The organism is Mesorhizobium sp. M0119, from assembly GCF_040322615.1.
Lineage (GTDB): Bacteria > Pseudomonadota > Alphaproteobacteria > Rhizobiales > Rhizobiaceae > Mesorhizobium.
This window is the reverse complement of record NZ_JAMYTU010000008.1, coordinates 101,797-127,875: the sequence shown is the minus strand read 5'-3', so window position 1 is coordinate 127,875 and position 26,079 is coordinate 101,797. Positions and strand designations below refer to the sequence as shown.

18 protein-coding genes are annotated in these 26,079 nt (G+C 63.5%); 9 read left to right on the top strand and 9 right to left on the bottom strand.

Annotated features, from left to right (window positions below; genetic code table 11):
* The first annotated feature begins 7 nt into the window (after positions 1–7).
* From glnT to NKJ40_RS10670, 7 genes are all read left to right on the top strand, one after another.
* Positions 8–1,315 carry a type III glutamate--ammonia ligase gene (glnT, locus tag NKJ40_RS10700; RefSeq protein WP_292653869.1) on the top strand — a complete coding sequence of 436 codons (1,308 nt, stop codon included), beginning with the start codon at positions 8–10 and terminating at the stop codon, positions 1,313–1,315.
* 36 nt (positions 1,316–1,351) lie between these two features.
* A complete protein-coding gene (locus NKJ40_RS10695; protein WP_352466068.1) occupies positions 1,352–2,605 on the top strand; it encodes a sarcosine oxidase subunit beta family protein in 1,254 nt (417 codons plus the stop codon).
* A 17-nt stretch (positions 2,606–2,622) separates the two neighbouring features.
* Positions 2,623–2,898 (top strand): sarcosine oxidase subunit delta, encoded by a 276-nt coding sequence (locus NKJ40_RS10690; RefSeq protein ID WP_352466067.1) that lies wholly within the window; start codon positions 2,623–2,625, stop codon positions 2,896–2,898.
* A complete protein-coding gene (locus NKJ40_RS10685; protein WP_352466066.1) occupies positions 2,898–5,882 on the top strand; it encodes a sarcosine oxidase subunit alpha in 2,985 nt (994 codons plus the stop codon). Before NKJ40_RS10690 ends, NKJ40_RS10685 begins: the two co-directional genes overlap by 1 nt.
* Positions 5,875–6,504, top strand: a complete 630-nt coding sequence (locus NKJ40_RS10680) for a sarcosine oxidase subunit gamma (RefSeq protein ID WP_352466065.1) — start codon at positions 5,875–5,877, stop codon at positions 6,502–6,504. The genes NKJ40_RS10685 and NKJ40_RS10680 overlap by 8 nt, the downstream gene beginning before the upstream one ends.
* Before the next feature lie 223 nt (positions 6,505–6,727).
* The gene (locus tag NKJ40_RS10675; protein WP_352466063.1) at positions 6,728–9,097 is read left to right on the top strand and encodes a trimethylamine N-oxide demethylase; all 2,370 of its coding nucleotides are present in this window, start codon (positions 6,728–6,730) and stop codon (positions 9,095–9,097) included.
* Positions 9,098–9,345: 248 nt separating this feature from the next.
* Positions 9,346–11,055 (top strand): trimethylamine N-oxide permease, encoded by a 1,710-nt coding sequence (locus NKJ40_RS10670; RefSeq protein WP_352466062.1) that lies wholly within the window; start codon positions 9,346–9,348, stop codon positions 11,053–11,055.
* A gap of 214 nt (positions 11,056–11,269) precedes the next feature.
* Here the strand turns inward: NKJ40_RS10670 and NKJ40_RS10665 are convergent, their stop codons facing one another.
* The 7 genes from NKJ40_RS10665 to NKJ40_RS10635 all read right to left on the bottom strand — a co-directional run bounded on the left by NKJ40_RS10665 (position 11,270) and on the right by NKJ40_RS10635 (position 20,622).
* On the bottom strand, positions 11,270–12,763 hold the full coding sequence (locus NKJ40_RS10665; protein ID WP_352466061.1) for an aldehyde dehydrogenase family protein: 1,494 nt from the start codon (positions 12,761–12,763) through the stop codon (positions 11,270–11,272).
* A 70-nt stretch (positions 12,764–12,833) separates the two neighbouring features.
* Positions 12,834–15,968, bottom strand: a complete 3,135-nt coding sequence (locus tag NKJ40_RS10660; protein WP_352466060.1) for an efflux RND transporter permease subunit — start codon at positions 15,966–15,968, stop codon at positions 12,834–12,836.
* A gap of 208 nt (positions 15,969–16,176) precedes the next feature.
* On the bottom strand, positions 16,177–17,328 hold the full coding sequence (locus NKJ40_RS10655; RefSeq protein WP_352466059.1) for an efflux RND transporter periplasmic adaptor subunit: 1,152 nt from the start codon (positions 17,326–17,328) through the stop codon (positions 16,177–16,179).
* A 62-nt stretch (positions 17,329–17,390) separates the two neighbouring features.
* Entirely contained in the window at positions 17,391–17,999 is a 609-nt protein-coding gene (locus NKJ40_RS10650; RefSeq protein ID WP_352466058.1) for a TetR/AcrR family transcriptional regulator, read from the bottom strand.
* Positions 18,000–18,248: 249 nt separating this feature from the next.
* On the bottom strand, positions 18,249–19,889 hold the full coding sequence (locus NKJ40_RS10645; RefSeq protein WP_352466057.1) for an acyl-CoA synthetase: 1,641 nt from the start codon (positions 19,887–19,889) through the stop codon (positions 18,249–18,251).
* A gap of 44 nt (positions 19,890–19,933) precedes the next feature.
* Positions 19,934–20,359 carry a type II toxin-antitoxin system RelE/ParE family toxin gene (locus NKJ40_RS10640; protein WP_352466056.1) on the bottom strand — a complete coding sequence of 142 codons (426 nt, stop codon included), beginning with the start codon at positions 20,357–20,359 and terminating at the stop codon, positions 19,934–19,936.
* 17 nt (positions 20,360–20,376) lie between these two features.
* Positions 20,377–20,622, bottom strand: a complete 246-nt coding sequence (locus tag NKJ40_RS10635) for a type II toxin-antitoxin system ParD family antitoxin (RefSeq protein ID WP_352977862.1) — start codon at positions 20,620–20,622, stop codon at positions 20,377–20,379.
* 149 nt (positions 20,623–20,771) lie between these two features.
* Here NKJ40_RS10635 and NKJ40_RS10630 point away from each other — a divergent pair, with 149 nt between their 5' ends.
* Both NKJ40_RS10630 and NKJ40_RS10625 read left to right on the top strand, forming a co-directional pair.
* A complete protein-coding gene (locus NKJ40_RS10630; protein WP_352466054.1) occupies positions 20,772–21,737 on the top strand; it encodes a sugar-binding transcriptional regulator in 966 nt (321 codons plus the stop codon).
* Between the two features lie 84 nt (positions 21,738–21,821).
* A complete protein-coding gene (locus NKJ40_RS10625) occupies positions 21,822–23,891 on the top strand; it encodes a bifunctional aldolase/short-chain dehydrogenase (RefSeq protein WP_352466053.1) in 2,070 nt (689 codons plus the stop codon).
* Between the two features lie 67 nt (positions 23,892–23,958).
* Here the strand turns inward: NKJ40_RS10625 and NKJ40_RS10620 are convergent, their stop codons facing one another.
* A complete protein-coding gene (locus tag NKJ40_RS10620; RefSeq protein ID WP_352466052.1) occupies positions 23,959–25,014 on the bottom strand; it encodes a substrate-binding domain-containing protein in 1,056 nt (351 codons plus the stop codon).
* 45 nt (positions 25,015–25,059) lie between these two features.
* Positions 25,060–26,055, bottom strand: coding sequence for an ABC transporter permease (locus tag NKJ40_RS10615; protein WP_352466051.1), 996 nt, complete (start codon positions 26,053–26,055; stop codon positions 25,060–25,062).
* Positions 26,056–26,079 lie beyond the last annotated feature (24 nt).

Genomic DNA, 26,079 nt, shown 5'->3' with positions numbered 1-26,079 from the left:
AATTATAATGGGGAACGATCTCGCCGCCTTCGCCAAGGAGAAGGGCGTCAAATATTTCATGATATCCTACACCGACCTGTTCGGTGGGCAGCGTGCCAAGCTGGTGCCGGCGCAGGCGATCGCCGACATGCAGCGGGACGGTGCCGGCTTTGCCGGCTTTGCCACCTGGCTCGACCTGACGCCGGCTCATCCCGACATGCTGGCGGTGCCGGATCCGGATTCGGTGATCCAGTTGCCGTGGAAGCCGGAGGTCGCCTGGGTCGCCGCCAACTGCATCATGGACGACAAATCGGTCGAGCAGGCGCCGCGCAACACGCTGAAGCGGCTGATTGCCGAGGCGGCCGGCGACGGCATGCACATCAAGACCGGCGTCGAGGCCGAGTTCTTCCTGATCTCGCCGGACGGCAAGACGATTTCGGACGAATACGACACGGCGTCGAAGCCCTGCTACGACCAGCAGGCGGTAATGCGCCGCTATGACGTCATCGCCGAGATCTGCGACCACATGCTGGCGCTCGGCTGGGGCGCCTACCAGAACGACCACGAGGACGCCAACGGCCAGTTCGAGATGAACTGGGCCTTCGACGATGCGCTGGCGACCGCCGACAAGCATTCCTTCTTCAAATTCATGGTGAAGTCGGTTGCCGAAAAGCACGGCCTGCGCGCAACCTTCATGCCTAAACCCTTCCAGGGCCTGACCGGCAATGGCTGCCATGCGCATATCTCGGTGTGGGACAGGGACGGCAAGACCAATGTCTTTGCCGATAATGCGATGGAGCTCGGCCTGTCGGCAAAGGGCCGGAATTTCCTCGGCGGCATCATGAAACATGCTTCCGCGCTTGCGGCGATCACCAACCCGACGGTCAATTCCTACAAGCGCATCAACGCACCGCGCACCATCTCCGGCGCCACCTGGGCGCCGAACACGGTGACCTGGACCGGCAACAACCGCACCCATATGGTGCGCGTGCCCGGCCCCGGCCGCTTCGAGCTGCGCCTGCCGGACGGCGCGGCAAACCCCTATCTGCTGCAGGCCGTGATCATCGCCGCCGGCCTCGACGGTGTCCGCTCGAAGGCCGATCCCGGCCGGCGCTACGACATCGACATGTACCAGTTCGGCCATACGGTCGAAGGGGCGCCGAAGCTGCCGCTCAACCTGCTCGACGCATTGCGCGAGTTTGACAACGACAAATCGCTCAAGGCGGCGCTGGGTGAGGAATTCTCGTCGGCGTATCTAAAGCTCAAGCAGCAGGAATGGAATTCCTATGCGTCCCACTTCACCCAGTGGGAGCGCGACCACACGCTCGACATCTGATCCGGAATTGTTGCACGCGCGGCGCGAAACAGGTTCATGAAATACTCGATCTTCTCCCTCGCCCGGGCGGCATTTTCCGGCCACAAGGACTGGCAGCGCACCTGGCGTGACGCCAGCCCGAAGAGCCATTACGACGTGGTGATCATCGGCGGCGGCGGCCATGGCCTGGCGACGGCATGGTTCCTCGCCAGCGAATACGGCATCAGGAATGTCGCCGTGCTGGAAAAGGGCTGGATCGGCTCCGGCAATGCCGGCCGCAACACCACGATCATCCGCTCCAATTACGGGCTGCCCGGCAATACCGGTTTCTACGAGCTGTCGATGAAGCTGTGGGAACGGATGGAGCAGGACCTCAACTACAATACCATGGTCAGCCAGCGCGGCGTCATCAATCTCTACCATTCCGACGCACAGCGCGACGCCTATGCGCGGCGCGGCAACACCATGCGCATCAACGGCATCGACGCCGAACTGCTCGATCTGGCGGCGGTCAGGAAGATGATGCCGTTCCTGAACTTCGACAATGCGCGCTTTCCAGTGCAGGGCGGGCTTTTGCAGCGACGCGGCGGCACGGCGCGCCACGACGCCGTGGTCTGGGGCTATGCGCATGCGGCGAGCGCGCTCGGCGTCGACATCATCCAGAATTGCGAGGTGACCGGCTTTGTCCGCGACGGCAACGGCAAGGTGACCGGCGTCGAGACGTCGCGCGGCAGGATCGGTGCCGCCAAGGTCGGCATGGCCGTCGCCGGCTCCTCGTCGCGCGTCGCGGCGATGGCCGGTATGCGGCTGCCGATCGAAAGCCATGTGCTGCAGGCCTTCGTCTCCGAAGCGATCAAGCCGCTGATCCCCAATGTCATGACCTTCGGCGCCGGCCATTTCTACGTCAGCCAATCCGACAAGGGCGGCCTGGTCTTCGGCGGCGATATAGACGGCTACAATTCCTACGCCCAGCGCGGCAATCTGCCTGTCATGGAAGACGTCTGCGAAGGCGGCATGGCGCTGATGCCGATGATCGGCCGGATACGGCTTCTGCGCCAGTGGGGCGGCATCATGGACATGTCGATGGACGGCTCGCCGATCATCGACAAAACACCGGTCGACGGGCTCTATCTCAACGCCGGCTGGTGCTATGGCGGCTTCAAGGCGACGCCCGGCTCCGGCCTCGTCTTTGCCCATCTTCTGGCCCGCGACGAGCCGCACAAGGAGGCTACCCGCTTTCGCCTCGACCGCTTCCGGCGAGGTGCGATGATCGACGAAAAGGGCCAGGGCGCCCAACCGAACCTGCATTGAAGGCTGGCTGAAGAAGCATGCGTATTGTCTGTCCCTTCTGCGGCGAACGCGAACTCGGCGAGTTCACCTATCTGGGCGACGCCAAGCCGGCGCGCCCGGCAGCCGGGGCCTCCGAAGACGAGGTCTTCGACTATGTCTATCTGCGCGACAATGTCGCCGGGCCGATGAGCGAATTCTGGTATCATGGCGGCGGCTGCCGGGCCTGGCTGAAGGTCGCCCGCAACACGCTGACGCACGAGATTTCCTCGGTCGAGCCGGCTGCGGGCGTCGGTGCCGCCAAGGTGGGCGCCTGATGGTTGGCCATGCGCAGACACACCGGCTGGAGAGCGGCGGTCTCATCGATCGCGCCGCGCCGCTGGGCTTCCGCTTCGACGGCAAGAGCCTTGCCGGCTTCCAGGGCGACACGCTGGCCTCGGCGCTGATCGCCAATGGCGTCAAGCTGGTCGGCCGCTCGTTCAAATACCATCGGCCGCGCGGCATCCTGACCGCTGGCTCCGAAGAGCCCAACGCACTGGTCGAATTGCGCACAGGTGCGCAGCGCGAGCCGAACACCAAGGCGACCACGGCCGAGCTTTATGACGGGCTCGAAGCCGCCAGCCAGAACCGCTGGCCGTCGCTGCGCCACGATCTGATGGCGGTCAACCAGCTGTTTGCGCCGATCTTCGTCGCCGGCTTCTACTACAAGACCTTCATGTGGCCGGCGAAATTCTGGGAAGCGGTCTACGAGCCGGCGATCCGCCGCGCCGCAGGCCTCGGCCGCGCCGCAGGCGTCGCCGATCCCGACCATTACGACAAGGCGTGGGCGCATTGCGACGTTCTGATCGCCGGTTCCGGCCCCGCCGGGCTCGCGGCGGCATTGGCGGCCGGGCGCAGCGGCGCCCGTGTCATCTTGTGCGAGGAAGATTTTGCGTTTGGCGGCCGCCTGCTCGCCGACGACGGCATGATCGACGGCGCGCCGGCGGCCGAATGGATTACGCGCACGCTGGCCGAACTCGCGACGCTGCCCGATGTCCGCATCATGAACCGCACGATACTGTTCGGCGTCTATGATGGCGGCACCTATGGCGCGATCGAGCGGGTCAACGACCACCTGCCCTCGCCGCCCGAGCACCAGGTGCGCCAGCGGCTGTGGCGCATCGTGGCTAGGCGCTGCGTCGTTGCCGCCGGCGCCATCGAGCGGCCGATCGTCTTTGCCGGCAACGACACGCCCGGCGTGATGATGGCTTCGGCAATGCGGACCTATGTGGCGCGCTATGCGGCGACGCCGGCAAAGAGGATCGCACTGTTCACCAACAATGAGGATGGCTGGCGCACGGTAGAGACTGCGCTTGCCGCCGGGTTGCAGATCGCGGCGGTCGTCGATGCGCGTCCGGATGTCTCCGCCGCGCATCGCGCGCTTGCCGCAAAGGCCGGCTTTGCCGTGCTCAACGGTTCCGTCAGCGGGGTCGAAGGCGGCAAGGACGGCGTCCGGACGATCGCGGTGGCGCTGACCGGCGGCGCACGGGCGGAAGTCGAAGCCGACGGGCTTGCCGTCTCCGGCGGCTGGAATCCGGCGGTCGGGCTGACTTCCTATCATCGCGGCCGGCCGAAATGGCAGGACGATATATCAGCCTTCGTGCCGGATGGTGCGCCGCCCGGCATGGTGGCCGTGGGCGCCGCCAACGGCGCCTTCGGGCTGGGTGAATGCCTGCGCCAGGGATTTGCCGCGGGTGCTGCGGCAGCGCAGAGTGCCGGGCGCAGCGGCAATGCCGGCACATCGCCGGTCGCCGACGATGAGGCGTTTTCACTGGCGCCGCTCTGGCACGTCGCCGGCAAAGGGAAAGCCTTCGTCGATTACCAGCATGACGTGACCGCGTCCGACATCGAACTGGCGCAGCGCGAAGGTTTTGAATCGGTCGAGCATCTCAAGCGCTATACGACGCTCGGCATGGCGACCGACCAGGGGAAGACCTCGAACGTCGCCGGCCTCGCCATCATGGCAGCTGTGTCAGGCAAATCCATTCCCGAAACCGGCACGACGATCTACCGGCCGCCCTATGTGCCGGTCGCCATCGGCGCCTTCGCCGGCCATCATCGCGACGAGAACTTCCATGCGACAAGGCTGACGCCGTCGCATCACTGGGCAGCCGAACAGGGCACGGTGTTCGTCGACACCGGCCTGTGGAAGCGGGCGCAATGGTATCCGCGCGCCGGCGAAAAGGACTGGCTGGACTCGGTGACGCGCGAGGTCAGGGCGGTGCGCTCCGGCGTCGGCTTCTGCGACGTCTCGACGCTCGGCAAGATCGACGTGCACGGCCCGGATGCCGGCGCCTTCCTCGACCGTGTCTACATCAACACCTTCTCCAATCTTGCTGTCGGCAAAGCCCGCTACGGGCTGATGCTGCGCGAGGACGGCATCGTCTATGACGACGGCACGACGTCGCGGCTGGCCGAGGATCATTATTTCCTGACCACCACCACCGCCAAGGCCGGGCTGGTGATGCAGCATCTCGAATTCTGCCGGCAGGTGCTGTTTCCCGAGTTCGATGTGCAGTTGACCTCGGTCTCGGACGAGTGGGCGCAATTCTCGGTCGCTGGACCTAGGACCCGGGACCTGCTTCGCGAGATCGTCGATCCGGCCGAGGATCTGTCGAATGAAGGTTTTCCGTTCATGGGGGCGCGAGAGGTATCGCTTCGCGGCGGCACCAGGGCACGGCTGTTCCGCATCTCGTTCTCCGGCGAGATGGCGTTCGAGATCTCGGTTCCCGCCCGCTATGGCGACGCGCTGGTGCGCAACCTGATGCTGGCCGGCAAGCCGTTCGGCGTAACGCCCTACGGCACCGAGGCGCTCGGCGTCATGCGCATCGAAAAGGGCCATGTCGCCGGACCGGAGCTGAACGGCACGACGACCGCCGCCGACCTCGGCCTCGGCAAGATGATGTCGACCAAGAAGGATTTCATCGGCCGCGTCATGGCCGGACGCGAGGCGCTCGTCGCCCCCGACCGGCAGGTGGTGGTCGGCGTCAAGCCGGTCGACAAGACACGCCGCCTGCGTTCCGGCGCGCATATCATCCCGAAGGGCAAGACACCCGGTCCCGATAACGACCAGGGCTACGTCACCTCGGTCTGCTTCTCGCCGACGCTCGAGCAGTGGATTGGGCTTGGCCTGGTAGAGCGCGGCCGCGAGCGCGTCGGCGAGATCGTCCATGCGCATGACCCGCTGCGCGGCGAAGATTACGACGTCGAGCTGTGCAGTCCCGTCTTCTACGACCCGGATGGAGGGCGCCAGCGTGGCTGAGTTTTCCTGGAGTGCCCGCAGTCCGCTGGAGAAAGCGCTTGTTGTCGGCGGCTATGGCGCGCGCGGCACGGCGGCCGGCGTATCGCTCACCGAGATCCGCAATTTCGACCTGATCCAGGTGATGGCGCGGCGCGGCAAAGCGGCAGAACTGGCGAAGGCTGCCGAAACCCGCTTCGGCGTTGCCGCCCCGGGAACGCCCAAGGCGGTCCGAGTTCCCGACGCTATGCTGATCTGGTCGGGACCGGATCAGTTCCTGGTCCTGTCCAATGGCGGCAAGCACGCGATCGCACCGCTGAGCCAGGCGTTTGCGCAATCCGCCTCGCTGTCCGACCAGTCGCATGCCCGCGCGCTGATCAGCGTTTCGGGAGAAAAGGCACGCGCGATGCTGGCCAAACTGTCGTCGCTGGACCTGCACCCCGCGGCGTTCCCGGCCGGCACCGCTGCCGCGACATCGGTAGATCACACCAGCGTCAATCTCTGGCGTGGCGGCGACCGGCCGGATGGACAGGCGGTGTTCAATCTTCTGGTATTTGCAACCTTCGCCGAAAGCCTGTGGCACACGATGCTAGCTGCCGCCGCGGAATATGGCGTCGATATCGGGCATTCCGAGGAATTGGGGTAAACTGTCTGCGTCGGCGCCGCCCCTCATCTGCCTGCCGGTATCTTCTCCCCGTATAGTGACGGGGAGAAATGCCTGGCAGGGCAATGAGGGGCAGCGCCGACAATCGGAAGGATAAGGCCGAGCTGCCCCACCTTCACTTGCCAACTCCGGCTCTTCTGCCCTATTCTTCCCGCTAAAATAATTTCACACACAGGCAAACTTGTTTCTCGAAACCAGGGTTGAGATGAGCCAGTCGCCCTACCCCGCCGTCGCCGCCGGACCGCCGCGGCCGAGCCTGATCCTGCGGCCAGGCCAGATTGCGCTGCCGGCCGGGATGGAGCGCTACTCGGTTCAGGGCAATGGCGCGGTGCTGATCGAGGTCGAGGCCGGCGATACGATCAGCGTGCGCAATGTCGAAGGTGGGCAGGCCTGCGAGCTGCTGGCATGGGATAGCAGCGGCGCGACCGATTCCGGCATTTTCGGCGAGAAATCGAACAGCAATGCCGCCGGCATCAAGGCGCTGCTGGCCGAGGGCGACGACAGCCTCGCTTTCCTGCACCGGGGGCTCGAGCGGCGCGAGGTGCAGCTCGACCAGGCAAAGGCGGTTCGCGTTTTCGGCGGCGCCACCCCTGCCGGTACCGAACAAGCTTTTACCATCGCCCGCGATGGGTCGATGCTGATTGCTGCGCCGGGCGGTCCGATGCTGGTCGACGGCCACGATACGGCGACGCCGCTTAGCGTAATCGTCCGGCGCGCCACCGCCCGCCCGGCGGCGAAATCCAGGCTTGCCGACCCGCTGGCCGATCCGGTGCTCGACCTGCGCGTCCATTCGGCGACGGCGGAAGCCTACTTCGTCAAAGCCGGCGACTATCTGCAGATCATCGATGTCGACGGGCGCCAATGCACGGACTTCCAGTGCTTTTCGGCGCGCAAGCTGGACACGGGCCGCGATCATCCGCTCGACGTGACGACGACGCGCACGCTGATGGGCTCGAGCTATCCGATGCCCGGCCTGCATTCGAAATATTATGACCAGGACATGGAGCCGCTGGTCGAGGTTATCCAGGACACTTGCGGCCGGCACGATGCATTCGCGCTCGCCTGCGCCGCCAAATATTACGACGACATCGGTTATCCCGGCCATCCCAACTGCTCGGAGAATTTCAACCGCGCGCTGGCCGACAAGGGTGTGACGCCCCGCGCCGGCTGGATGGCGATCAACTTCTTCTTCAACACGACAATCGACGCGCATGGCGTCGTGGTTTCCGACGAGCCGTGGTCGCGGCCGGGCGACTATGTGCTGCTGCGCGCCTTGACCGACATCGTCTGCGTCTCGTCAGCCTGCCCTGACGATACGACACCGGCCAATGGCTGGAACCTGACCGACATCCATGTGCGAACCTATTCCGGCCAGCACAAATTCTCGCGAGCGATCGCCAGACGCATGACGCCCGATTCGGAACCGAAAATGACCCGCGAGACCGCCTTTCATTCGAGCTTTGCCAAGCACACCCGCAACTTCGTCGAGTACAAGGGTTACTGGCTGGCCAATTCCTTCGCCAGGCAAGGCCCGATCGACGAATACTGGGCCTGCCGGCAGGACGCCGTGATCATGGACCTGTCGCCGCTGCGCAAGTTCGAGGTCACCGGGCCGGATTCGGAAGCGCTGCTGCAATACACGCTGACCCGCGACATCAAGAAGCTCGGCGTCGGCCAGGTCGTCTATTCCGCCATGTGCTACGAGCATGGCGGCATGATCGACGACGGCACGCTGCTTCGGCTCGGCAAGGATAATTTCCGCTGGGTCGGCGGCGACGATCTATCCGGCGAATGGCTGCGAGAAACGGCGCAAAAACTCGGCCTCACCGTGCTGGTCCGCTCGTCGACCGACCAGATGCACAACGTCGCCGTGCAGGGACCGAAAAGCCGCGACATCCTCAGAGAGATCATCTGGACCTCGCCGCTGCAGCCGTCGATCGACGAGCTTGAATGGTTCCGTTTCGCGGTCGCCCGCATCGGCGGCGGCAACGGCATTCCGGTCGTGGTTTCGCGCACCGGTTACACCGGCGAGCTCGGCTACGAGATCTGGTGCCATCCGCGCGACGCCGAAAAGGTGTTCGACGCGATCTGGCAGGCCGGCCAGCCGCACGGCCTGAAGCCGATGGGGCTGCAGGCGCTCGACATGGTGCGCATCGAGGCCGGGCTGATCTTTGCCGGCTACGAGTTCTCGGACCAGACCGATCCGTTCGAGGCCGGCATCGGCTTCACCGTGCCGCTGAAGACCAAGAGCGACGATTTCATCGGCCGCGAGGCGCTGATCCGGCGCAAGGAAAACCCGCAGAAGAAGCTGGTCGGCCTCGACATCGACGCCAATGTCACAGTTGGCCACGGCGATTGCGTGCATATCGGCCGCGCCCAGATCGGCGCCGTCACCTCCGGCATGCGTTCGCCGGTGCTGAACAAGACCATCGCGTTGGCCAGGCTCGACGTCGCGCATTCGGCGATCGGCACCGAGGTCGAGATCGGCAAGCTCGACGGCCACAGCAAACGGCTGCCGGCGCGCGTCGTCGCCTTTGCCCATTACGACCCGCAAAAGACCAGGCCGCGCTCCTGATCGATCGCCCCACGGAGGGCTTCGTCCGGCCCTTCGGCGATGCGGCTGCTTGTCCTGTCTTTCACAGCAATGTGCACAGCGTCACAAACCGCTTGACGTGAAAGCGCGTTGGGTCAATCTTCACTGCTAAGAATAAAATACTACTGAGCGGAAAACGCCTGGGGCCGTTTCAACGTGAGCGTCGATGACGCCTCGCGAGATTGCGGCTGTTGCCGATGGGGAACATCAAAAATGGGGAATCCACGTAAATGAGCACGATAGTCACCACCTTGGTGCCGCCTGCCGAAGGGCAGCTGCACCGGAACATCGATTGGCGCGGCGCCTTCTGGGTCGCAAGCGGCGTTCCGGCCCTTGTCCTGTTTTCGATCGGCGGCATCGCCGGCACCACCGGAACGCTGGCCTTCCTGATCTGGATGGTATCCATGATCATGGGCTTCCTGCAGTCCTTTACCTATGCGGAAATCGCCGGCCTGTTCCCGAACAAGTCCGGCGGCGCCTCGATCTACGGCGCCACTGCCTGGTTGCGCTATTCGAAATTCATCGCGCCGCTTTCTGTGTGGTGCAACTGGTTCGCCTGGTCGCCGGTGCTGTCGCTCGGCTGCTCGATCGCCGCCGCCTATATCCTCAACGCGCTGGCGCCGGTGCCGCTGTTCACCGACACTTCGCCGGAAGTCGCCGCCTATATCGCGGCCCATGTCGGAACCAGCGCCGCCGACGCCATCACCGCCGTCACCGCGGCGGCCACGCCGGCGATCCGCAACTGGACGCTCTACGGTCACACGCTTGGCCCGGTTTCCTTCACCTTCAACGCAACCTTCTTCATCGGCGCGGTGCTGATGCTGATCATCTTTTCGATCCAGCATCGCGGCATCCTGGGCACCGCCAACGTCCAGAAATATATCGGCCTGCTGGTCATCATCCCGATGCTGATCGTCGGCGTGGTGCCGATCGTCACCGGCCAGATCAACTGGGCGAATTTTTCGCCGCTGGTGCCGCTTGCGGCAGCCTATGCGCCGGAGCCCGGCGCATGGAACATCGCCGGCTGGACGCTGGTGCTCGGCGGCATGTTCATCGCGGCATGGTCGACCTACGGTTTCGAGACCGCCGTCTGCTACACCTCCGAGTTCAAGAACCCCGGCACCGATACCTTCAAGGCGATCTTCTACTCCGGCCTGTTATGCATGCTGCTGTTCATCCTGGTGCCATTCACCTTCCAGGGAGTGCTCGGCTTGAACGGTATGCTGGCGACGCCGATCGTCGACGGCTCCGGCGTTGCCGATGCGCTGGCCGGCATGGTCGGCGGCGGACAGCTGATCCACAGCCTGCTGGTCATGCTGATGATCCTGGCGCTGGTGCTCTGCATCATGACGGCGATGGCCGGCTCTTCGCGCACGCTCTACCAAGGTTCGGTCGACGGCTGGCTGCCGCGCTACCTCAGCCACGTCAACGAGCACGGTGCGCCGACGCGGGCGATGTGGACCGACCTGATCTTCAACCTGATTGTGCTGGCCATCGCTTCGGCCGACGCGACGAGCTTCTTCTTCATCCTCGCGGTGTCGAATTGCGGCTACATCATCTTCAACTTCCTCAACCTCAATGCCGGCTGGATCCACCGCATCGACAATGGCCACATTGCGCGGCCATGGAAGGCGCCGAGCTGGCTGCTCGGCCTCGGCGCGATCCTTGCCTATGTCAACGCGGTCTTCATGGGCGCCGGCGCCAAGGTCTGGAATCCGATGGCATTGTGGGCCGGGCTGATCACGGCAGCCTTGATCATCCCGGTGTTCTGCTTCCGCCACTACATCCAGGACAAGGGCAAGTTCCCCGACCACATGCTGGCCGATCTCGGCATGAGCTCGTCCGACCTTGCGGTACGCAAGGCGGGGATGCTGCCCTACCTGACGCTGATCGCTGGCGTCGCGGTGATGCTGCTTGCCAACTGGCTGTTCGTCATCTGAGGCTTGCCTTGAGGGATCGGGTGCGCAATGCGCCCGATCCCCTGCCGGAACATCGAGACGCCCGGCACGCCGATTATTTGAGGCATAGCCCTATTTTGTTCTTGCTTTGTGCCGGCAGCTATGCTACTAATTTCGGTATGGTGCCAATTGGCTCCAAAAGAGACCCGCCCCTCCAAGGCGGGTTTTTTCGTTTCTGACCCTGTTTGGCGCAGCCTCAATCGATCTTGATGAACACACCCTTGGTGTTGAGATATTCGTCAAGGTGTTCGGCGCCGCCCTCGCGGCCGTAGCCGCTCATCTTGTAGCCGCCGAAGGGCACGGCCGGATCGATCGCGTGATAGGTGTTGACCCAGACCGAGCCAGCGCGGATCTTTCGCGACAGCTGGTGGGCGGTGGCGAGATTTTGGGTGAAGACCCCTGCAGCCAAGCCATATGGTGAGTTGTTGGCTCGCTCGACCGCCTCGTCCAGCGTGTCGAACGGCAATGCCGAAATCACCGGCCCGAAGATCTCCTCGCGGGCGATCTTCATCTCGTCCGAGACACCGGCAAAGACGGTCGGCGCGACGAAATTGCCGGCGGCAAGCGCGCCTTCCACAAGCCGGGTGCCTCCGGTGACGAGTTTCGCCCCTTCCGCAGTACCGGCCTCGAGGTAGCCGGTGACCCGTTGCAGCTGCTTTTCGGAGACGAGCGGACCGATCTCGGTCGCCGGGTCGATGCCGTCGCCGACCCTGAGACCCCTGGCATATGCCGCCAGCCGCTCGACGAACTCGTCATGGACGGCGCGTTCGACAAACAGGCGCGAACCGGCAATGCAGATCTGGCCGGAATTGGCGAACACCGACATGGCGGCCACGGGCACCGCTTTGTCGAGATCGGCATCGGCGCAGACGATGACCGGCGACTTGCCGCCGAGCTCCAGCGAGACGCGCTTGAGATTGCCGGCCGAGGCGCGCACGATCGACTGGCCGGTCGCCGTCGAGCCGGTAAAGACGATCTTGTCGACACCCATGTGCTCGGCGAGTGCCGCGCCCGCCTCCGCGCCGGTGCCGGTGACGATGTTGACGACGCCTTCCGGGACGCCGGCCTCGTTCATGATGTCGGCGATCAAAAGTGGCGTCAGCGGCGCCTCTTCCGATGGTTTCAGCACGATAGTACAGCCGGTCGCCAGCGCCGGGCCGATCTTCCAGATCGACGCTGCCGTCGGTGCGTTCCACGGGATGATGGCGCCGACGACGCCGACCGGCTCCTTGCGGGTGAAGGAGACGATTTCGCCGGGCAGCGAGTTTTCGATCGTCTCGCCGTGCAGCGCCGTCGCCATCCCTGCATAATAGCGTAGCATGCCGATGACGCGGTTGCGGTTGGCTCGGGTGCGCATGATCGGCATACCCATGTCGGTGGTGTCGGAGCGGCTGATCTCTTCCCAGTGCTTTTCGAAGAGATCGGCGATCCTCAGCAGCAGCAGCTGCCGCTCATAGGGCTTGAACCGGCTCCACGGGCCCTCGAACGCCTTGCGCGCAGCAGTCACCGCCAAGTCGATGTCCTGGCGGTCGCCGCGCGGCACCGTGGCGATGACCGCGCCGGTGGCGGGGTTGCGGCTCTCCATGGTCCGGCCGGAGCGGGCATCGACCCAGCCACCACCGATGAACATCCGGCGATGGCGCCCGTCGATCGGCAGCCGCAGCGGTGCCTTTGTCCGAGCTAGGGTCATAACGGTCCTCCTCCGGCGCCTACGCCTGGTGGGCGGATTAAACCGCCGGAGGTCACATTTGCCAACAGCTCTATTCGGCCGCCAGGGCCAGTTGCGGCCTTTCGTTCTTTTCTTCCGTCTCGGCCGCCTGCTCCACCACCTTCTTGGGCTCCCTGCCGAAGAACAGCGCGTAGGCTGCCGGCAGGACAAGGATGGTCAGCACCGTGGCGACGAGAATGCCGCCCATCATGGCGTAGGCGAGCGGCCCCCAGAAGACGCCGCGCGAGATCGGGATCAGCGCCAGCACCGCGGTCAACGCCGTCAGCACGATCGGCCGGAACCGGCGGACCGCCGAGCCGATGATGGCCTCGGAGCGCTCCACGCCGGCGGCGATGTCCTGATCGATCTGATCGACCAGGATGATCGAGTTGCGCATGATGATGCCGAGCAGGGCGATGACACCGAGGATGGCGACGAAGCCGAACGGCGCGCCGCTGATCAAAAGTGCCGCCGCCGCGCCGATGATGCCGAGCGGACCGGTCGCCAGCACCAGCATCGCCTTGCCAAAATGCTGCAGCTGGATCATCAGCAGCACGACGATGACGGCCAGCATGATCGGCGCTTTCGCCGCAATCGAGGCCTGGCTTTCGGCCGCATCCTCGGCGCCGCCCTGGATCTCGATCTTGTAGCCGGGGGCGAGGCTGGCGCGCAGGCCCTGCATGTCGCTGTACATCTTCATGGCGACATCGTTCGACTGCACGCCATCCGGAAGCGTGGCGCGTACGCTGATGGTCGGCAAGCGGTCGCGCCGCCATTCAACGCCTTGCTCCAGCACCGGGACGATCTTGGCGACCTGCGACAGCGGCACGGAGCCACCGAAATCGGTCGGGATGTAGACGGAGTCGACCGCCGACAGCAGATGACGGCTTGCCTCCGGCTCACGGGCGACGATCGAAGCCGTCTCCTCGCCGTCGCGGAAGTCATCGAGCGGCGCTCCCGACATGCTCGCCTGCAGCATCTGGCGGATGCGCTGCGAGGTGACGCCGAGCGCACGGGCGCGATCCTGGTCGATCACCAGCTTCATCGCCGGCACCGGCTCCAGCCAGTCGTCGTGGATGGCGCCGAGCAGCGGATTTGCCTGGAACTTTGCCTTCACCTCGTCGGCGATGCGGCGCACCTCCTGGCGATCCGGACCCATGACGCGCATCTGTACCGGCCAGCCGGTCGGCGGACCGAGGAACAGGCGATCGACCTTGGCGCGGATCGATGGGAAATCCTCGGCCAGGATGGTGCGCAGCTTGACGATCAGCCGCTCGCGGGCCGGTTCGTCATTGGCCATGACCAGAAGCTGGGCGAAGTTCGGGTTGCGAAGCTGCTGGTCGAGCGGCAGGAAGAAGCGCGGCGCGCCTTCGCCGATATAGGTGGCGATGAAGCGCTTGTCCTTGTCGTCCATCATCCTGGCTTCGAGCGCCTTGGCCTGGGTCTCGACTTCCTTGATGCTGGTGCCTTCCGGCAGCCAGAGATCGACGAGGATTTCCGGGCGCGACGATTGCGGGAAGAAATTCTGCGGGATGAACTGGAACGCCCACAGGCTTGTGGCAAAGGTCATCAGTGTCATCACCAGGACGATGATGCGATGGCGCACCGCCCATGACACGGTCGAGCGAAGACGGCGGTAAAAACCCGTGTCGAAGACATCGTGATGGCTGCCGGCGTGCTTGCGCTGCTTCAGGATCATGTGGCCGAGCCATGGCGTGAAATAGACCGCAGCGAACCAGGACACGACCAGCGCGATGCCGACGACGTAGAACAAGGTGCGCACATATTCGCCGGCCGTCGAGGCAGCGAAACCGACGGGGATGAAGCCGGCCGTGGTGATCAGCGTGCCGGTCAGCATCGGGAAAGCGGTCGAGGAATAGGCGAAGCTCGCCGCCTCGACCTTAACCAAGCCTTCCTCGAGCTTTCGCTCCATCATTTCGACGACGATCATCGCGTCGTCGACCAAGAGCCCAAGCGCGATGATCAGCGCGCCGAGCGAAATGCGCTGCAGGTCGATGCCGAGTTCGTACATGATGGCGAAGGTGGCTGCCAGGACCAGCGGAATGACGATGGCGATCACCAGGCCCGAACGCCAGCCGATCGACAGGAACGAAACGACAAGCACGATCAGCAGCGCTTCACCGAGCGCTTCCATGAACTCGGCCACCGCATCCTTGACGACGCCCGGCTGATCGGAAATCTGATTGACCGAGACGCCATAGGGCAGCGCCTCCTCGAAGCGCTTGTAGGTCGCTTCGACGTCCTTGCCGACGTCGGTGACGTTGAAGCCCTTGGCCATGACGACGCCGAGCTGGACGCTGTCATGGCCGTTGAAGCGGTATTTGCGCTGGTAGGGGTCTTCGAGGCCAGAGGTCACGGTGGCGATGTCGCCGAGGCGCGTCACCTGGTTGCCGGCGCGCAGGCGAAGCTCGCGGATGTCGGCCGCCCTGGCCACGTCGCCTTCGACCGAAATGCGCACCGAACGCTGGCCGGTATCGACCGAACCTGCCGGGTCGACATTGTTCTGGCCCCTGATCGCATTCTGCAGGTCGGTCAGCGTCAGGCCGCGTTCGGCAAGTACCTTGGATGAAACATCGATGTAGAGCTTTTCCGGCTGGTCGCCGATGATCACGGCCTTCTCGACGCCGGGCGTCGTCAGCAGCATGTCGCGTGCCTGGATGGCGAATTTCTTCAGCTCGGGATAGCTGTAGCCGTCGCCGCTGATCGAATGCAGGGTGATGAATGTGTCGCCGAATTCGTCGTTGAAGTAGGGCCCGAGCAAGCCCTGCGGCAGTTCATTGGCGATATCGCCGACCTTCTTGCGCACCTGATAGAACGCATCCGCGACCTGCGCCGGATTGGTGTCGCCCTTGACCTGCAAGGTGATGATGGCGCTGCCGGCGCGGGTGTAGGAGCGGACGAAATCGAGATGCGGCGTTTCCTGCAGCTTGCGCTCGATCTTATTGACGACCTGGTCCTCCATCTCCTTGATCGAGGAGCCTGGCCAGATCGCCTGGACGACCATGACGCGGAAGGTGAAATCGGGATCTTCCTTCTGGCCCATGCGCATCAGGCCGAGCGCACCGGCGACGATGATCAGCCCGAACAGGAAGCGGGCAATGCTCGGATGACCGATTGCCCAGCGCGAAAGATTGAAAGACCGCTTTTCATTGGTGTCGATGGTCATCGGCGTCAGTCCATTTCAATTTGATCAACAGCGCACGCGCTTGGCATGCCTACGGAACTTCCGATGTGGGCTTCCGGACGGCGAGGCCTTACCGAGTTGAGAGATCTACATCGCGGTGGGACGCGAGGACCGACGTGGGGGTTACATCGACCTGAGATCTCGAAAATCGGGGGCGCTTGCCGCCCGGAAACCGTGAATTGCCTGGCCGTCAGCGCAAGCGCCTTGCAGCGTCGTCATCGGCCGACGCCGACTGTTGCGCTGCATCACCGGTCAGCTTGACTTTCAGATTCTCGGTCATGAACTGCGTCCCGGCGGCGACGACGACGTCGCCCGGCTTTAGCCCATCGGCGACACTGACGCCGTCTGGGGTGAAGGCGGCAACCTTGACCGGATGCGCATGGACGGTCCCGCCATTGCGATCCACCGTCCAGACGATCGATTGGCTGTCCTTTTGCGCCAACGCGGCCAGCGGGATCGACACCAGCTGCTGCCGGTTGTCCGCCGCGGCTTCGATGGAGGCGGTCATGCCTAGCAGCACGCGAGGATCGTTGGGCAGGCTGACGCGAACGGCAAAGGTGCGCGACTGCGGATCGGCGCTGCCGGCGACTTCGCGGACCTTGCCGTCGAGCGTCAGCGCCTCATCGGACCAGAAGCCGGCCTTGACGGTCTTGCCCGGCTTGAATTCGGCGATATCGGTTTCCGGAACAGCGATCAGCACTTCCTTCTCGCCGTCGATGGCAACGGTCACCACCGGCGTGCCGGAGCCGACGACCTGGCCGACATCGGCGGCAACGGCAGTGACGATCCCATTCTTGTCCGCCTTGAGATCGGTATAGCGAACCTGGTTCTGTGCCTGGGCAAGCTGCGAGCGGGCGGAGTCTCGCGTGGCGACCGCCTGATTATAGGCGAGCGTCGCCTGCTCGAGCTGCGACTTCGGCGCGAAATTCTTGGCGTAGAGCTGTTCGGCGCGCTTGCGCGTAAGCTCGACTGTCTCGACCTGACGGTCGGCAGCATCGAGGCTGGCCTGAGCGCTTCTCACCGAAAGCTCGTAGTCGGTGGGATCGATGCGGGCGAGAACGTCGCCCGGCTTGACGCGGTCACCGATGTCGACAAGGCGCTCGGTGATCTTGCCGTTGATGCGAAAACCGAGATTCATCTCGGTGCGGGCACGCACCGATCCGGAATAGGAAAGCTGACGGGTATCGCTCGCCTTAGCGATCTCGACCACCTTGACCGGGCGGATGATCTCGGTGACCTCGGCTTTCTCCTGCGAGCAGCCGGCGAGGCCGAGAGCGGCAACGATAATCAGTGCCAGGCCGGCGGCCGGTCGCCTGTAGGTGATGGACTTGGACAAAGACACTTTTCGTACTCCCGAACTGTGGGGATGAATTGCCGACATCACCGCCCGACGGGCGGCAACGGTCATTTCTTCAAGGCTCTGATGGCAAACTCGGTAAGCTCGTCCGGTGTCGCCCGGTTCTTCTTGGCGAGGCACTGGGCCATCATCTGCGGATGACAGAGGCTGATAATAGCAGCACCGAAACACCGGGACGCGATCACCGGATCCTGATCGACGAACTCGCCGGTGGCGATGCCCTCGCGGATCACTTCCGCAACCAGTTCGTGGATGCTGTCGATGTGCTTTTCGATGACATGCCAGTCGCGCTCGATGGCGACGATGACCATCTCGTGCACCTTCTCCTGGTCGATCATGGTCTCGAGCGTCCACTGATAGTGCGTATGCACGTAGCGGCGGAGCTTTTCGCTAGCGGTGCCGGGACTATGGCAGGCTTCGTAGGTCAACCGGTAGCAGGTCTCAAGCATACGGCCGCAAACCGCCTGGTGGATTTCCACCTTGGAGGCGAAGAAGCGGTAAATGTTGGCGGTCGACATGCCAAGTTCGCGCGCTATGTCGGCGACGTTGGTCTTGCCGTAGCCGTAGTGGCGGAACAATCGCTCCGCGCAATCCAGGATGCGCGTGACATTTTCCTGGCGGGCGGAATCGGCGGTGGTGTCTAGGGTTTCAAGCATCTCGTTGGCCAAATTTACGACTGACGAATTTAGAATTTCGTCACTCGTAAATTGAAAACCATCACCTGTCAAGACGCGATTTTGACCAGCTGGCGCCGCTGATGACAGATGGTGACATCTCTGGACGGAGTTGGCCCATGAAGCGCATGTGGTTCCCGCCGGGCGCGCCTGCAACACCGCGCGTCTTTTGGACGCAAGGGATTTTGCAAATGATGCTTTCCGAAATCGGTTCCGATTTCAGATCAGATGTTAAGGCTGCTTCGTCATCTCCCGCAGCCGGAACTTCTGGATCTTGCCCGTCGAAGTCTTCGGGATTTCGGCGAAGATCACCGCTTTCGGCACCTTGAAGCGGGCGAGCAGCGCGCGGCAGTGCTCGATTACCTCCGCCTCGGTCGCCGCCTTGCCCGGCTTCAGCTCGACATAGGCGACCGGCACCTCGCCCCATTTGTCGTCGGATCGGGCGACAACGCCGCAGGAGCCGACGGCGGGATGCTTGTACAGTGCCTCCTCGACCTCGATCGAGGAGATGTTTTCGCCGCCGGAGATGATGATGTCCTTGGAACGGTCCTTGAGCTGGATGTAGCCGTCCGGATACATGACGCCGAGGTCGCCCGAATGGAACCAGCCTCCGGCAAAAGCCTCGTCGCTCGCCTTGCGGTTCTTGAGATAGCCTTTCATGACGATGTTGCCGCGGAACATAACCTCGCCGATGGTCTCGCCGTCGGCCGGTGTCTCTTGCATCGTCTGCGGGTCCATCACCGTCAGGCCTTCGAGCGCGGCGTAGCGTACGCCTTGCCTGGCCTTCTTCGCCGCCCTCGCCCCCTTCTCCAGCCGGTCCCACTCGCCGTGCCATTCGTTGACGACGGCCGGGCCATAGGTCTCGGTCAGGCCGTAGAGATGGGTGACGGCAAAGCCCGCATCGGCCATGCCCGACAGCACCGCCTCAGGCGGCGGCGCCGCGGCGGTGTTGAAGCTTACGGTCTGCGGGAACTGCCGCTTGTCCTCGTCCCTGGCGTTGATCAGCACCGACATGACGATCGGTGCACCGCAGAGATGGGTGACGCCGTGATCGGCTATGGCGTCGTAGATCGGCTTCGGCCGCACCCAGCGCAGGCAGACATGCGTGCCGGCCTGCACGGCAAGCGTCCAGGGAAAGCACCAGCCGTTGCAGTGGAACATCGGCAACGTCCACAGATAGACCGGGTGCTTGCCCATCCCGGCATGGATGGTGTTGGCATAGGCCATGAGTGCCGCACCGCGATGGTGACAGACGACGCCCTTCGGATTGCCTGTCGTGCCGGAGGTGTAGTTGAGCGAGATAGCATCCCATTCATCGTCCGGCATCGACCAGGCGAAATCCTCGTCGCCGTCGGCGACAAACGCCTCATAGTCCAGCGTGCCGATCCGCTCCCCCTTGGGATAGGGCGCATCGGCGGCATAGTCGGGATCGTCGTAATCGATCAGCAGCGGCTTGACCTTGGCCAGCGTCAGCGCTTGCCGAACCACGCCGGCGAATTCGCGGTCGACGATCAGCACCTTGCTTTCGGCGTGATCGAGCTGGAAGGCAATGACCGCAGCGTCGAGGCGGGTGTTGAGCGAATGCAGCACCGCCCTGGTCATCGGCACGCCGAAATGCGCTTCCAGCATCGGCGGTGTGTTGGACAGCATGACGGTGACGGTGTCGCCCTTGCCGATATCGCGCTTCGCCAGCGCCGAGGCAAGCCTCAGCGAGCGCTTCCAGAAATCGCGATAGGTCGTGCGGTGGGGGCCATGGATGATGGCGGTCTGATCGGGAAAGGTTTTTGCCGCCCGCTCAAAATAGGTCAGCGGCGTCAGCGGCTGATGGTTGGCCGCGTTCCTGTCGAGGTCCTGTTCGTAGGGATTGTCCATCCCGTCCTCCGCAATGTCTTATCAAGCCTTCTTACCACCTGGCTTTAAACATGTTGTAGGATTCGTGCTCCGCCGGTCTGTTGCGACCGTCTTAGCGCGATGCAAGCGCCCGCTGTTGGTGAATATCTTATCGAGGCCACCTCAGCGGTATGCAGCTTCGCCTGTTTACCTGAGCGCCCCTTCACCCTCTGGCCACAAACCATCGATGTCCCGATGCCTTCCACAATGTTCGCCACCTCGAAGAAATCGCCATTGTAACGGAAGAAAATCACGTATCCCCTGAAAGCGAAACTCCGGACGTCCGGCCGGAGTTCGGGACGAGCACGACCGATCGTCGCCGGCAAGCTCGCCAGATCGCGGCATTTCTGGCGCAGCGCATCCACAAAGCGACGGCCAATCAACAGGCTGCCGCTTTGGCCGGTGATGTATTCAAGGATATCGACCAAATCTGTCTGTACCGACGGCAGCATGCGCAGCCGCGGCACTCCTAAAAACCTTCCTTTGCGAGCTGCTTGGCCTTGGCTTCCAAGGCCGCGTCGATATCTTGCTCCGAGGCTTCGCCGCCTTCGGCAAACGACTTGTCCACCATGGCACGCAGCGCCTTCAACTTTTCCTCGCGCTCTTCGACCAGGCGCAGGCCCTCACGCACGACTTCGCTGGCAGAGCCGTAGCGGCCGCGTTTGACAATATTGGACACGAAGGTTTCCCATCGCTCTCCCAATGATACATTCATTCTCGGATTTCCTGTCCCGACCAATGGTACCCATAATAACAACAAATGCACAATTACTGACATCGGCAATGCTCCCCACGCCAACTATCTCGCTTCCTCCCAATTTGACTTTTGTCGAGAGCCGTGAATAATGTCAGCGAGGAGATGGCATGGCGATCCGACCGGCAGAACAGCTTATCCACAAGGCCGCCTGGCTTTACTACGCACACGGCCTGCGCCAGGACCAGGTGGCCAGCCAGCTCAAGATTTCCCGTGCCTCGGTGGCGATGTATCTGCGCAAGGCGCGCGAGACCGGCATCGTCAACATCTCGACCTCGACCCAGCTTTTCACCGACGACGTGCTGGCACGCAAGCTGGAAGACGCGCTGAGGCTCGACGCGGTCTGGATCGCGCCGGAAAACGGCTATATCGCCGACCCCTCGACCGATATCGCGGTGCTCGCGGCAAGCGTCTTTCTCGAGCTGATCAGGAAGGGCGACCGCATCGGCGTCGCCTGGGGACGGACGATCTACACCATCGCCGACATCATGTCCTATGCCGATCTGCAGGACGTCACTGTGGTGCAGCTCTGCGGCAATCTGGGCGCCCCCTATTCGTACCGGCCGGACCAATGTACGATGGAAATCGCACGCCGGCTCAATGCCAAGGGGCTGAATTTTTACGCGCCGCTGGTGCTGACGACGGAAGAACTGGCTCGCGGCCTGCGCGCCGAGCCGGTGATCCGCGAGCAGTTGTCGGGCATCGGCGAATGCGACCTGGCGCTGTATTCGGTAGGCTCGGTGGACACCGACAGCCATCTGGTCAAATGCGGCGCGCTGACGCCAAGCGAAATGGCTGTATTGCGTAAATCGGGTGCGGCCGGCGTCATTGCCGGGCAGATCATCGACGCCCAAGGCCAGGCGCTCGACTGCAGCTACAACCGCCGGCTGATTTCGGCAGAGCTGTCATCGCTGCGCCAGATCGAAAAGCGCCTTGTGGTGGTGCAGGAAGAGAGCAAGTTCGAACCGCTCGTCGCGGCCATCGCCGGCGGGCTCTGCACCCATCTCGTCGTCGGCGCGCGCATGGCGCGACGGCTGCTCGACAATGCCGGAGCGGCAGCAGAAAAGGTCGCCTGATAGTTAATTCCAGCCGCCGGTGCATTGTCATCAAAGCGTCGCGGCATTCCTGTTCACAACAAAGAGAAATCGGACGAAGCTGACATGAAGAACCTGTGGAATGACGGCGACGCGGAGAAGCTGGTCGCCGACTATGCAAAGAAGGACTATGCAAAGAAGGGTGTGGCCCGCGACCTGGCGCTGCGCGTCTACACGACCAGGCTGCTGGGCGGCGAGCCGCGGCTCGTCCTGCATGGCGGCGGCAACACCTCGTGCAAGACCAGGGCCACCGATCTTGTCGGCGACGAATGGGACGTGCTCTGCGTCAAGGGCAGCGGCTGGGACATGGGCGTCATCGAGCCGCAGGGCCTGCCGGCGGTCAAGCTCGGCGCGCTGTTGAAGGCGCGGTCGCTCAAGAAGCTCTCCGACGAGGACATGGTCGCGCTGCAGCGGGCGAACCTCATCGATCCGTCCTCGCCCAATCCGTCGGTCGAGACGCTGCTGCACGCCTTTCTGCCGCACAAATTCGTCGACCACACGCATTCGACCGCAATCCTCGCCATCGTCGACCAGGAGGACAGTGAGGTGCTGAGCCGGAAGGTGTTCGGCGAAAAGATGGGCTTTGTGCCTTACATCATGCCGGGCTTCGATCTGGCGAAGGCGGCCGCTGATGTTTTCGACGCCGATCCGACGGTCGAAGGCCTGATCCTCGACAAGCATGGCATTTTCACCTTCGGCGACGATGCCAGGCAGGCCTACGACCGGATGATCCATTACGTGAACGTCGCCGAGGATTTCATCGCCAGCCACGGCAAGCCGCGCACCGAAAAGGTGGCACTGCCGGCCAGGCTGGCGAAGCCCGCGGAGATTGCTCCGATGCTGCGCGGCGCGGTGGCAGTGGCGCGCGGTGAAGGCCGCTTCGACCGCATGATCAGCGATTTCCGGACCTCGGATGCGATCATCGATTTCATCAATTCGGCAAAAATTGCCGACTATGCCGGGCGCGGCGTGTCGACACCCGACCTGTCGATCCGCATCAAGACCGGACCGATGGCACTGCCGGCGCCCGACGCTGACAAGGTCGGCGACTACAAATCCGTCATCCGCCAGCATGTCGAGAAATTCGCCAAGGACTATCGCGCCTATTTCGAGACCAACGACGCGCTCGACGATGTGAAGCGCACCATGCTCGACCCGATGCCGCGGCTGACGCTGGTGCCCGGCCTTGGCATGTTCGGCCACGGCCGCACGCTCAAGGACGCGAAGATCGCCTCCGACGTTGGCGAAATGTGGATCGAGGCGGTGCGCGGCGCCGAAGCCGTCGGCGATTTCCGCCCGCTCTCCAAAGCCGACCTGTTCCCGCTCGAATACTGGTCGCTGGAACAGGCCAAGCTCGCCGCCAACAAGCCGAAGCCGCTGACCGGCCAGGTGGTGCTGGTCACCGGCGGCGCCGGCGCAATTGGTGCTGCCACGGCAAAGCTGTTCGCCGACAACGGTGCCCATGCCATCGTCGTGGATCTCGATGCGGCAAGGGCTGCCGAGGCGGCAAAAAAAGCCGGCAACAATTCGATCGGCATTGGTGCCGACATCACCGATCCGGCGCAGATGCGCGCCGCCTTCGACAAGGCGGTCGCCGTCTACGGCGGCCTCGACATTCTCGTCTCCAATGCCGGTGCTGCCTGGGAGGGCCGGATCGGCGAGCTCGACGACGTCACCTTGCGCAAAAGCTTCGAACTCAATTTCTTCGCCCACCAGTCGGCGGCGCAGAATGCCGTGCGCATTATGCTGGAACAGGGCACCGGCGGCGTGCTGTTGTTCAACACCTCCAAGCAGGCGGTCAATCCGGGGCCGAAGTTCGGCGCTTATGGCATTCCCAAGGCGGCAACGCTGTTTTTGTCCAGGCAATATGCGCTCGACTACGGCGCGAATGGCATCCGCTCCAATGCCGTCAACGCCGATCGCATCCGTTCTGGGCTGTTGACCGACGCCATGATCGCCAGCCGCTCGGGCGCGCGCGGCGTGTCGGAGAAGGACTACATGTCCGGCAACCTGCTCGGGCAGGAAGTGACGGCCGAAGACGTCGCCCAGGCCTTTCTGCATCAAGCGCTGGCCGAGCGGACAACCGCCGATGTGACGACGGTCGACGGCGGCAACATCGCGGCGGCGTTGAGGTAGATCTAAACACCGGACCAACAAAAAGAGCGGCCCGCGAGCCGCTCTTTTCTTTGCCGATAGCGAAAGACTACTTCGCGTTCGGGTTCGGCATCCAGGCCGGCATCGCGACGTCGGCATGGGCGAATTGCGGCAGCTTGGCCGAGAGGTCCTCCATGTTCTTGATGTTCTTGTCGATCAGATCCTTCTGAGTGATCAGCGTCGGCGGCACGATGACGTTGTGGCCCGGGTCTTCGCCGGCCAAGAGCTGCGCCAGCGCACGCACCGAGACCTGGCCGACGACGGCCGGGTTGGTGGCGGCGGTTGCCGCCCAGGCGCTGTCCGGCTCGCGCATCGCGGCGATGTCCGAGGTCGAGATGTCGGCCGAATAGATCTTGATGTCCTTGTTCAGCCCGGCCTCGTCGACGGCGATCTTCACGCCCTTGGCGAATTCGTCATAGGGCGCGAACATCACCTTGATGTCGGGGTGGGCCGACAACACCGAGCGGGCCTGGTTGGCGACCGAATTGGCGATCGGGTTGTCGAGCGTGCCGAACATGGCAACTTCGTCGATGCCTGCATACTTCTTCTTGAATTCGACCCAGGTCTCGTTGCGGCGGTCGAGCGGCGCGATGCCGGCGACATAGACATAGCCGGCCTTCCAGCTCTCGCCATTGTCCTTGACCGCCTGTTCGAGCGCCAGGCGCGCGAGGTCGCGGTCGGATTGCTCGATCTGCGGGATCTTGGGGTTTTCGACATTGACGTCGAAGGCGACGACCTTGATGCCGGCGTCGACCGCGCGCTGGGCGGCGTCCTTCATCGATTCCGTCAAGCCGTGCTGGATGATGATGCCCTGGACGCCGAGCGCGATGGCCTGGTCGACCATGTCCGCCTGAAGCGCCGCGTCCTGGCGGCTGTCGAGCACGCGCAGGTCGACGCCGAGTGCCTTGGCCTGCGCCTCGACGCCGGACAAATACGCCTGGAAGAAGTCGCCGGTCGAGAGATAGCGGACCAGCGCTATCTTGACGGCGCCCGGCTTGTCGAACGGCGCCGGCCTGTCCTGCGCCATCGCCGGCAACTGCATCAGCAATGTTGCGCCGGCAAGCCCGAGCGCTGCCTTCCCCAAAAGTCTTCTTGTGATGTTCACGTTGCTTCCTCCACTTGTTGAACCCAAAATGTAACCGGTCGAAACCTATCTCCTGCCCCTGCCGGACAGGGCGAAGGTGAAGACAAGGGCGACCACGAGAACCACGCCCTTGACGAAATCCTGCGTGTAGTAAGGCGCGTTCATCATCGTCAGGCCCTGCAGCAGCACGCCGACAAACACCGCGCCGACGGCCGTGCCGAAGGCGTTCGGCTTGGCGGCGCCGAGAACCGCGTAACCGATGAGTGCCGCAGCCACCGCGTCGAGCAACAGATTATTACCCGAGGCGATGTCGCCGCGTCCAAGCCGGGCAGCGAGCAAAATGCCGCCGATCGAGGCAAAAACTCCCGAAATCACATAGGCCCAGATTTTGTATGCCTTGACAGGCGCGCCGGCGAGTTCCGCGGCGCGTTCGTTGCTGCCGACCGCATACATCATGCGCCCGAAACGGGTGTATTCGAGAAAGAACCAGATCAGCACCGCCAGCACGAGCAGGACGACGACCGACACCGGAATGAGGTTCGGGATGAAGAAATCGAAGCGATGACGGCCAAGCGCCAGGAACGCGGCGCCGAAGCTGCCGTTGGCGACCGAGCCGTCGGGCATGGTCATTCCGGTGGCGATCGAACGGCCCTCGGTCGGTATGCGCTGCAGACCGACAAGCAGGAACATCATGCCGAGCGTCGCCAAAAGATCCGGCACCCGCATATAAACGATCAGCCAGCCATTGATCAGGCCGACCACGGCGCCGATCACAAGACAGACGACGACCGCCACGACGGCGTTCTGTTCCAGCACCACCATGACATAGGCAGCCGCCATCATGGCGCTGGTGGCGACAGAGCCGATCGACAGGTCGAAGCCGCCGACGACCAGAGTGGCGGTGACGCCGAGGGCCAGAACGCCGGTGATGGCGACCGACTGGAAGATGAAGACAGCACTTTGCGGCGAGACGAAGCCATCGGCGGCGACGGCGAAATAGGCGATCAACCCGAACAACAGGACGATGAAGCCATAGCGGATGGCATTGTCGCGCAGGATCATTCAGCGCTCCCGCATGCTGGCACC

What these genes read in the sequence shown, in the direction of transcription:
- glnT (WP_292653869.1), top strand. Translation starts at nt 8, where the DNA reads ATGGGGAACGATCTCGCCGCCTTCGCCAAGGAGAAGGGCGTCAAATAT.
- NKJ40_RS10695 (WP_352466068.1), top strand. Translation starts at nt 1,352, where the DNA reads ATGAAATACTCGATCTTCTCCCTCGCCCGGGCGGCATTTTCCGGCCAC.
- NKJ40_RS10690 (WP_352466067.1), top strand. Translation starts at nt 2,623, where the DNA reads ATGCGTATTGTCTGTCCCTTCTGCGGCGAACGCGAACTCGGCGAGTTC.
- NKJ40_RS10685 (WP_352466066.1), top strand. Translation starts at nt 2,898, where the DNA reads ATGGTTGGCCATGCGCAGACACACCGGCTGGAGAGCGGCGGTCTCATC.
- NKJ40_RS10675 (WP_352466063.1), top strand. Translation starts at nt 6,728, where the DNA reads ATGAGCCAGTCGCCCTACCCCGCCGTCGCCGCCGGACCGCCGCGGCCG.
- NKJ40_RS10670 (WP_352466062.1), top strand. Translation starts at nt 9,346, where the DNA reads ATGAGCACGATAGTCACCACCTTGGTGCCGCCTGCCGAAGGGCAGCTG.
- NKJ40_RS10665 (WP_352466061.1), bottom strand. Translation starts at nt 12,763, where the DNA reads ATGACCCTAGCTCGGACAAAGGCACCGCTGCGGCTGCCGATCGACGGG.
- NKJ40_RS10660 (WP_352466060.1), bottom strand. Translation starts at nt 15,968, where the DNA reads ATGACCATCGACACCAATGAAAAGCGGTCTTTCAATCTTTCGCGCTGG.
- NKJ40_RS10650 (WP_352466058.1), bottom strand. Translation starts at nt 17,999, where the DNA reads ATGCTTGAAACCCTAGACACCACCGCCGATTCCGCCCGCCAGGAAAAT.
- NKJ40_RS10645 (WP_352466057.1), bottom strand. Translation starts at nt 19,889, where the DNA reads ATGGACAATCCCTACGAACAGGACCTCGACAGGAACGCGGCCAACCAT.
- NKJ40_RS10640 (WP_352466056.1), bottom strand. Translation starts at nt 20,359, where the DNA reads ATGCTGCCGTCGGTACAGACAGATTTGGTCGATATCCTTGAATACATC.
- NKJ40_RS10635 (WP_352977862.1), bottom strand. Translation starts at nt 20,622, where the DNA reads ATGAATGTATCATTGGGAGAGCGATGGGAAACCTTCGTGTCCAATATT.
- NKJ40_RS10630 (WP_352466054.1), top strand. Translation starts at nt 20,772, where the DNA reads ATGGCGATCCGACCGGCAGAACAGCTTATCCACAAGGCCGCCTGGCTT.
- NKJ40_RS10625 (WP_352466053.1), top strand. Translation starts at nt 21,822, where the DNA reads ATGAAGAACCTGTGGAATGACGGCGACGCGGAGAAGCTGGTCGCCGAC.
- NKJ40_RS10615 (WP_352466051.1), bottom strand. Translation starts at nt 26,055, where the DNA reads ATGATCCTGCGCGACAATGCCATCCGCTATGGCTTCATCGTCCTGTTG.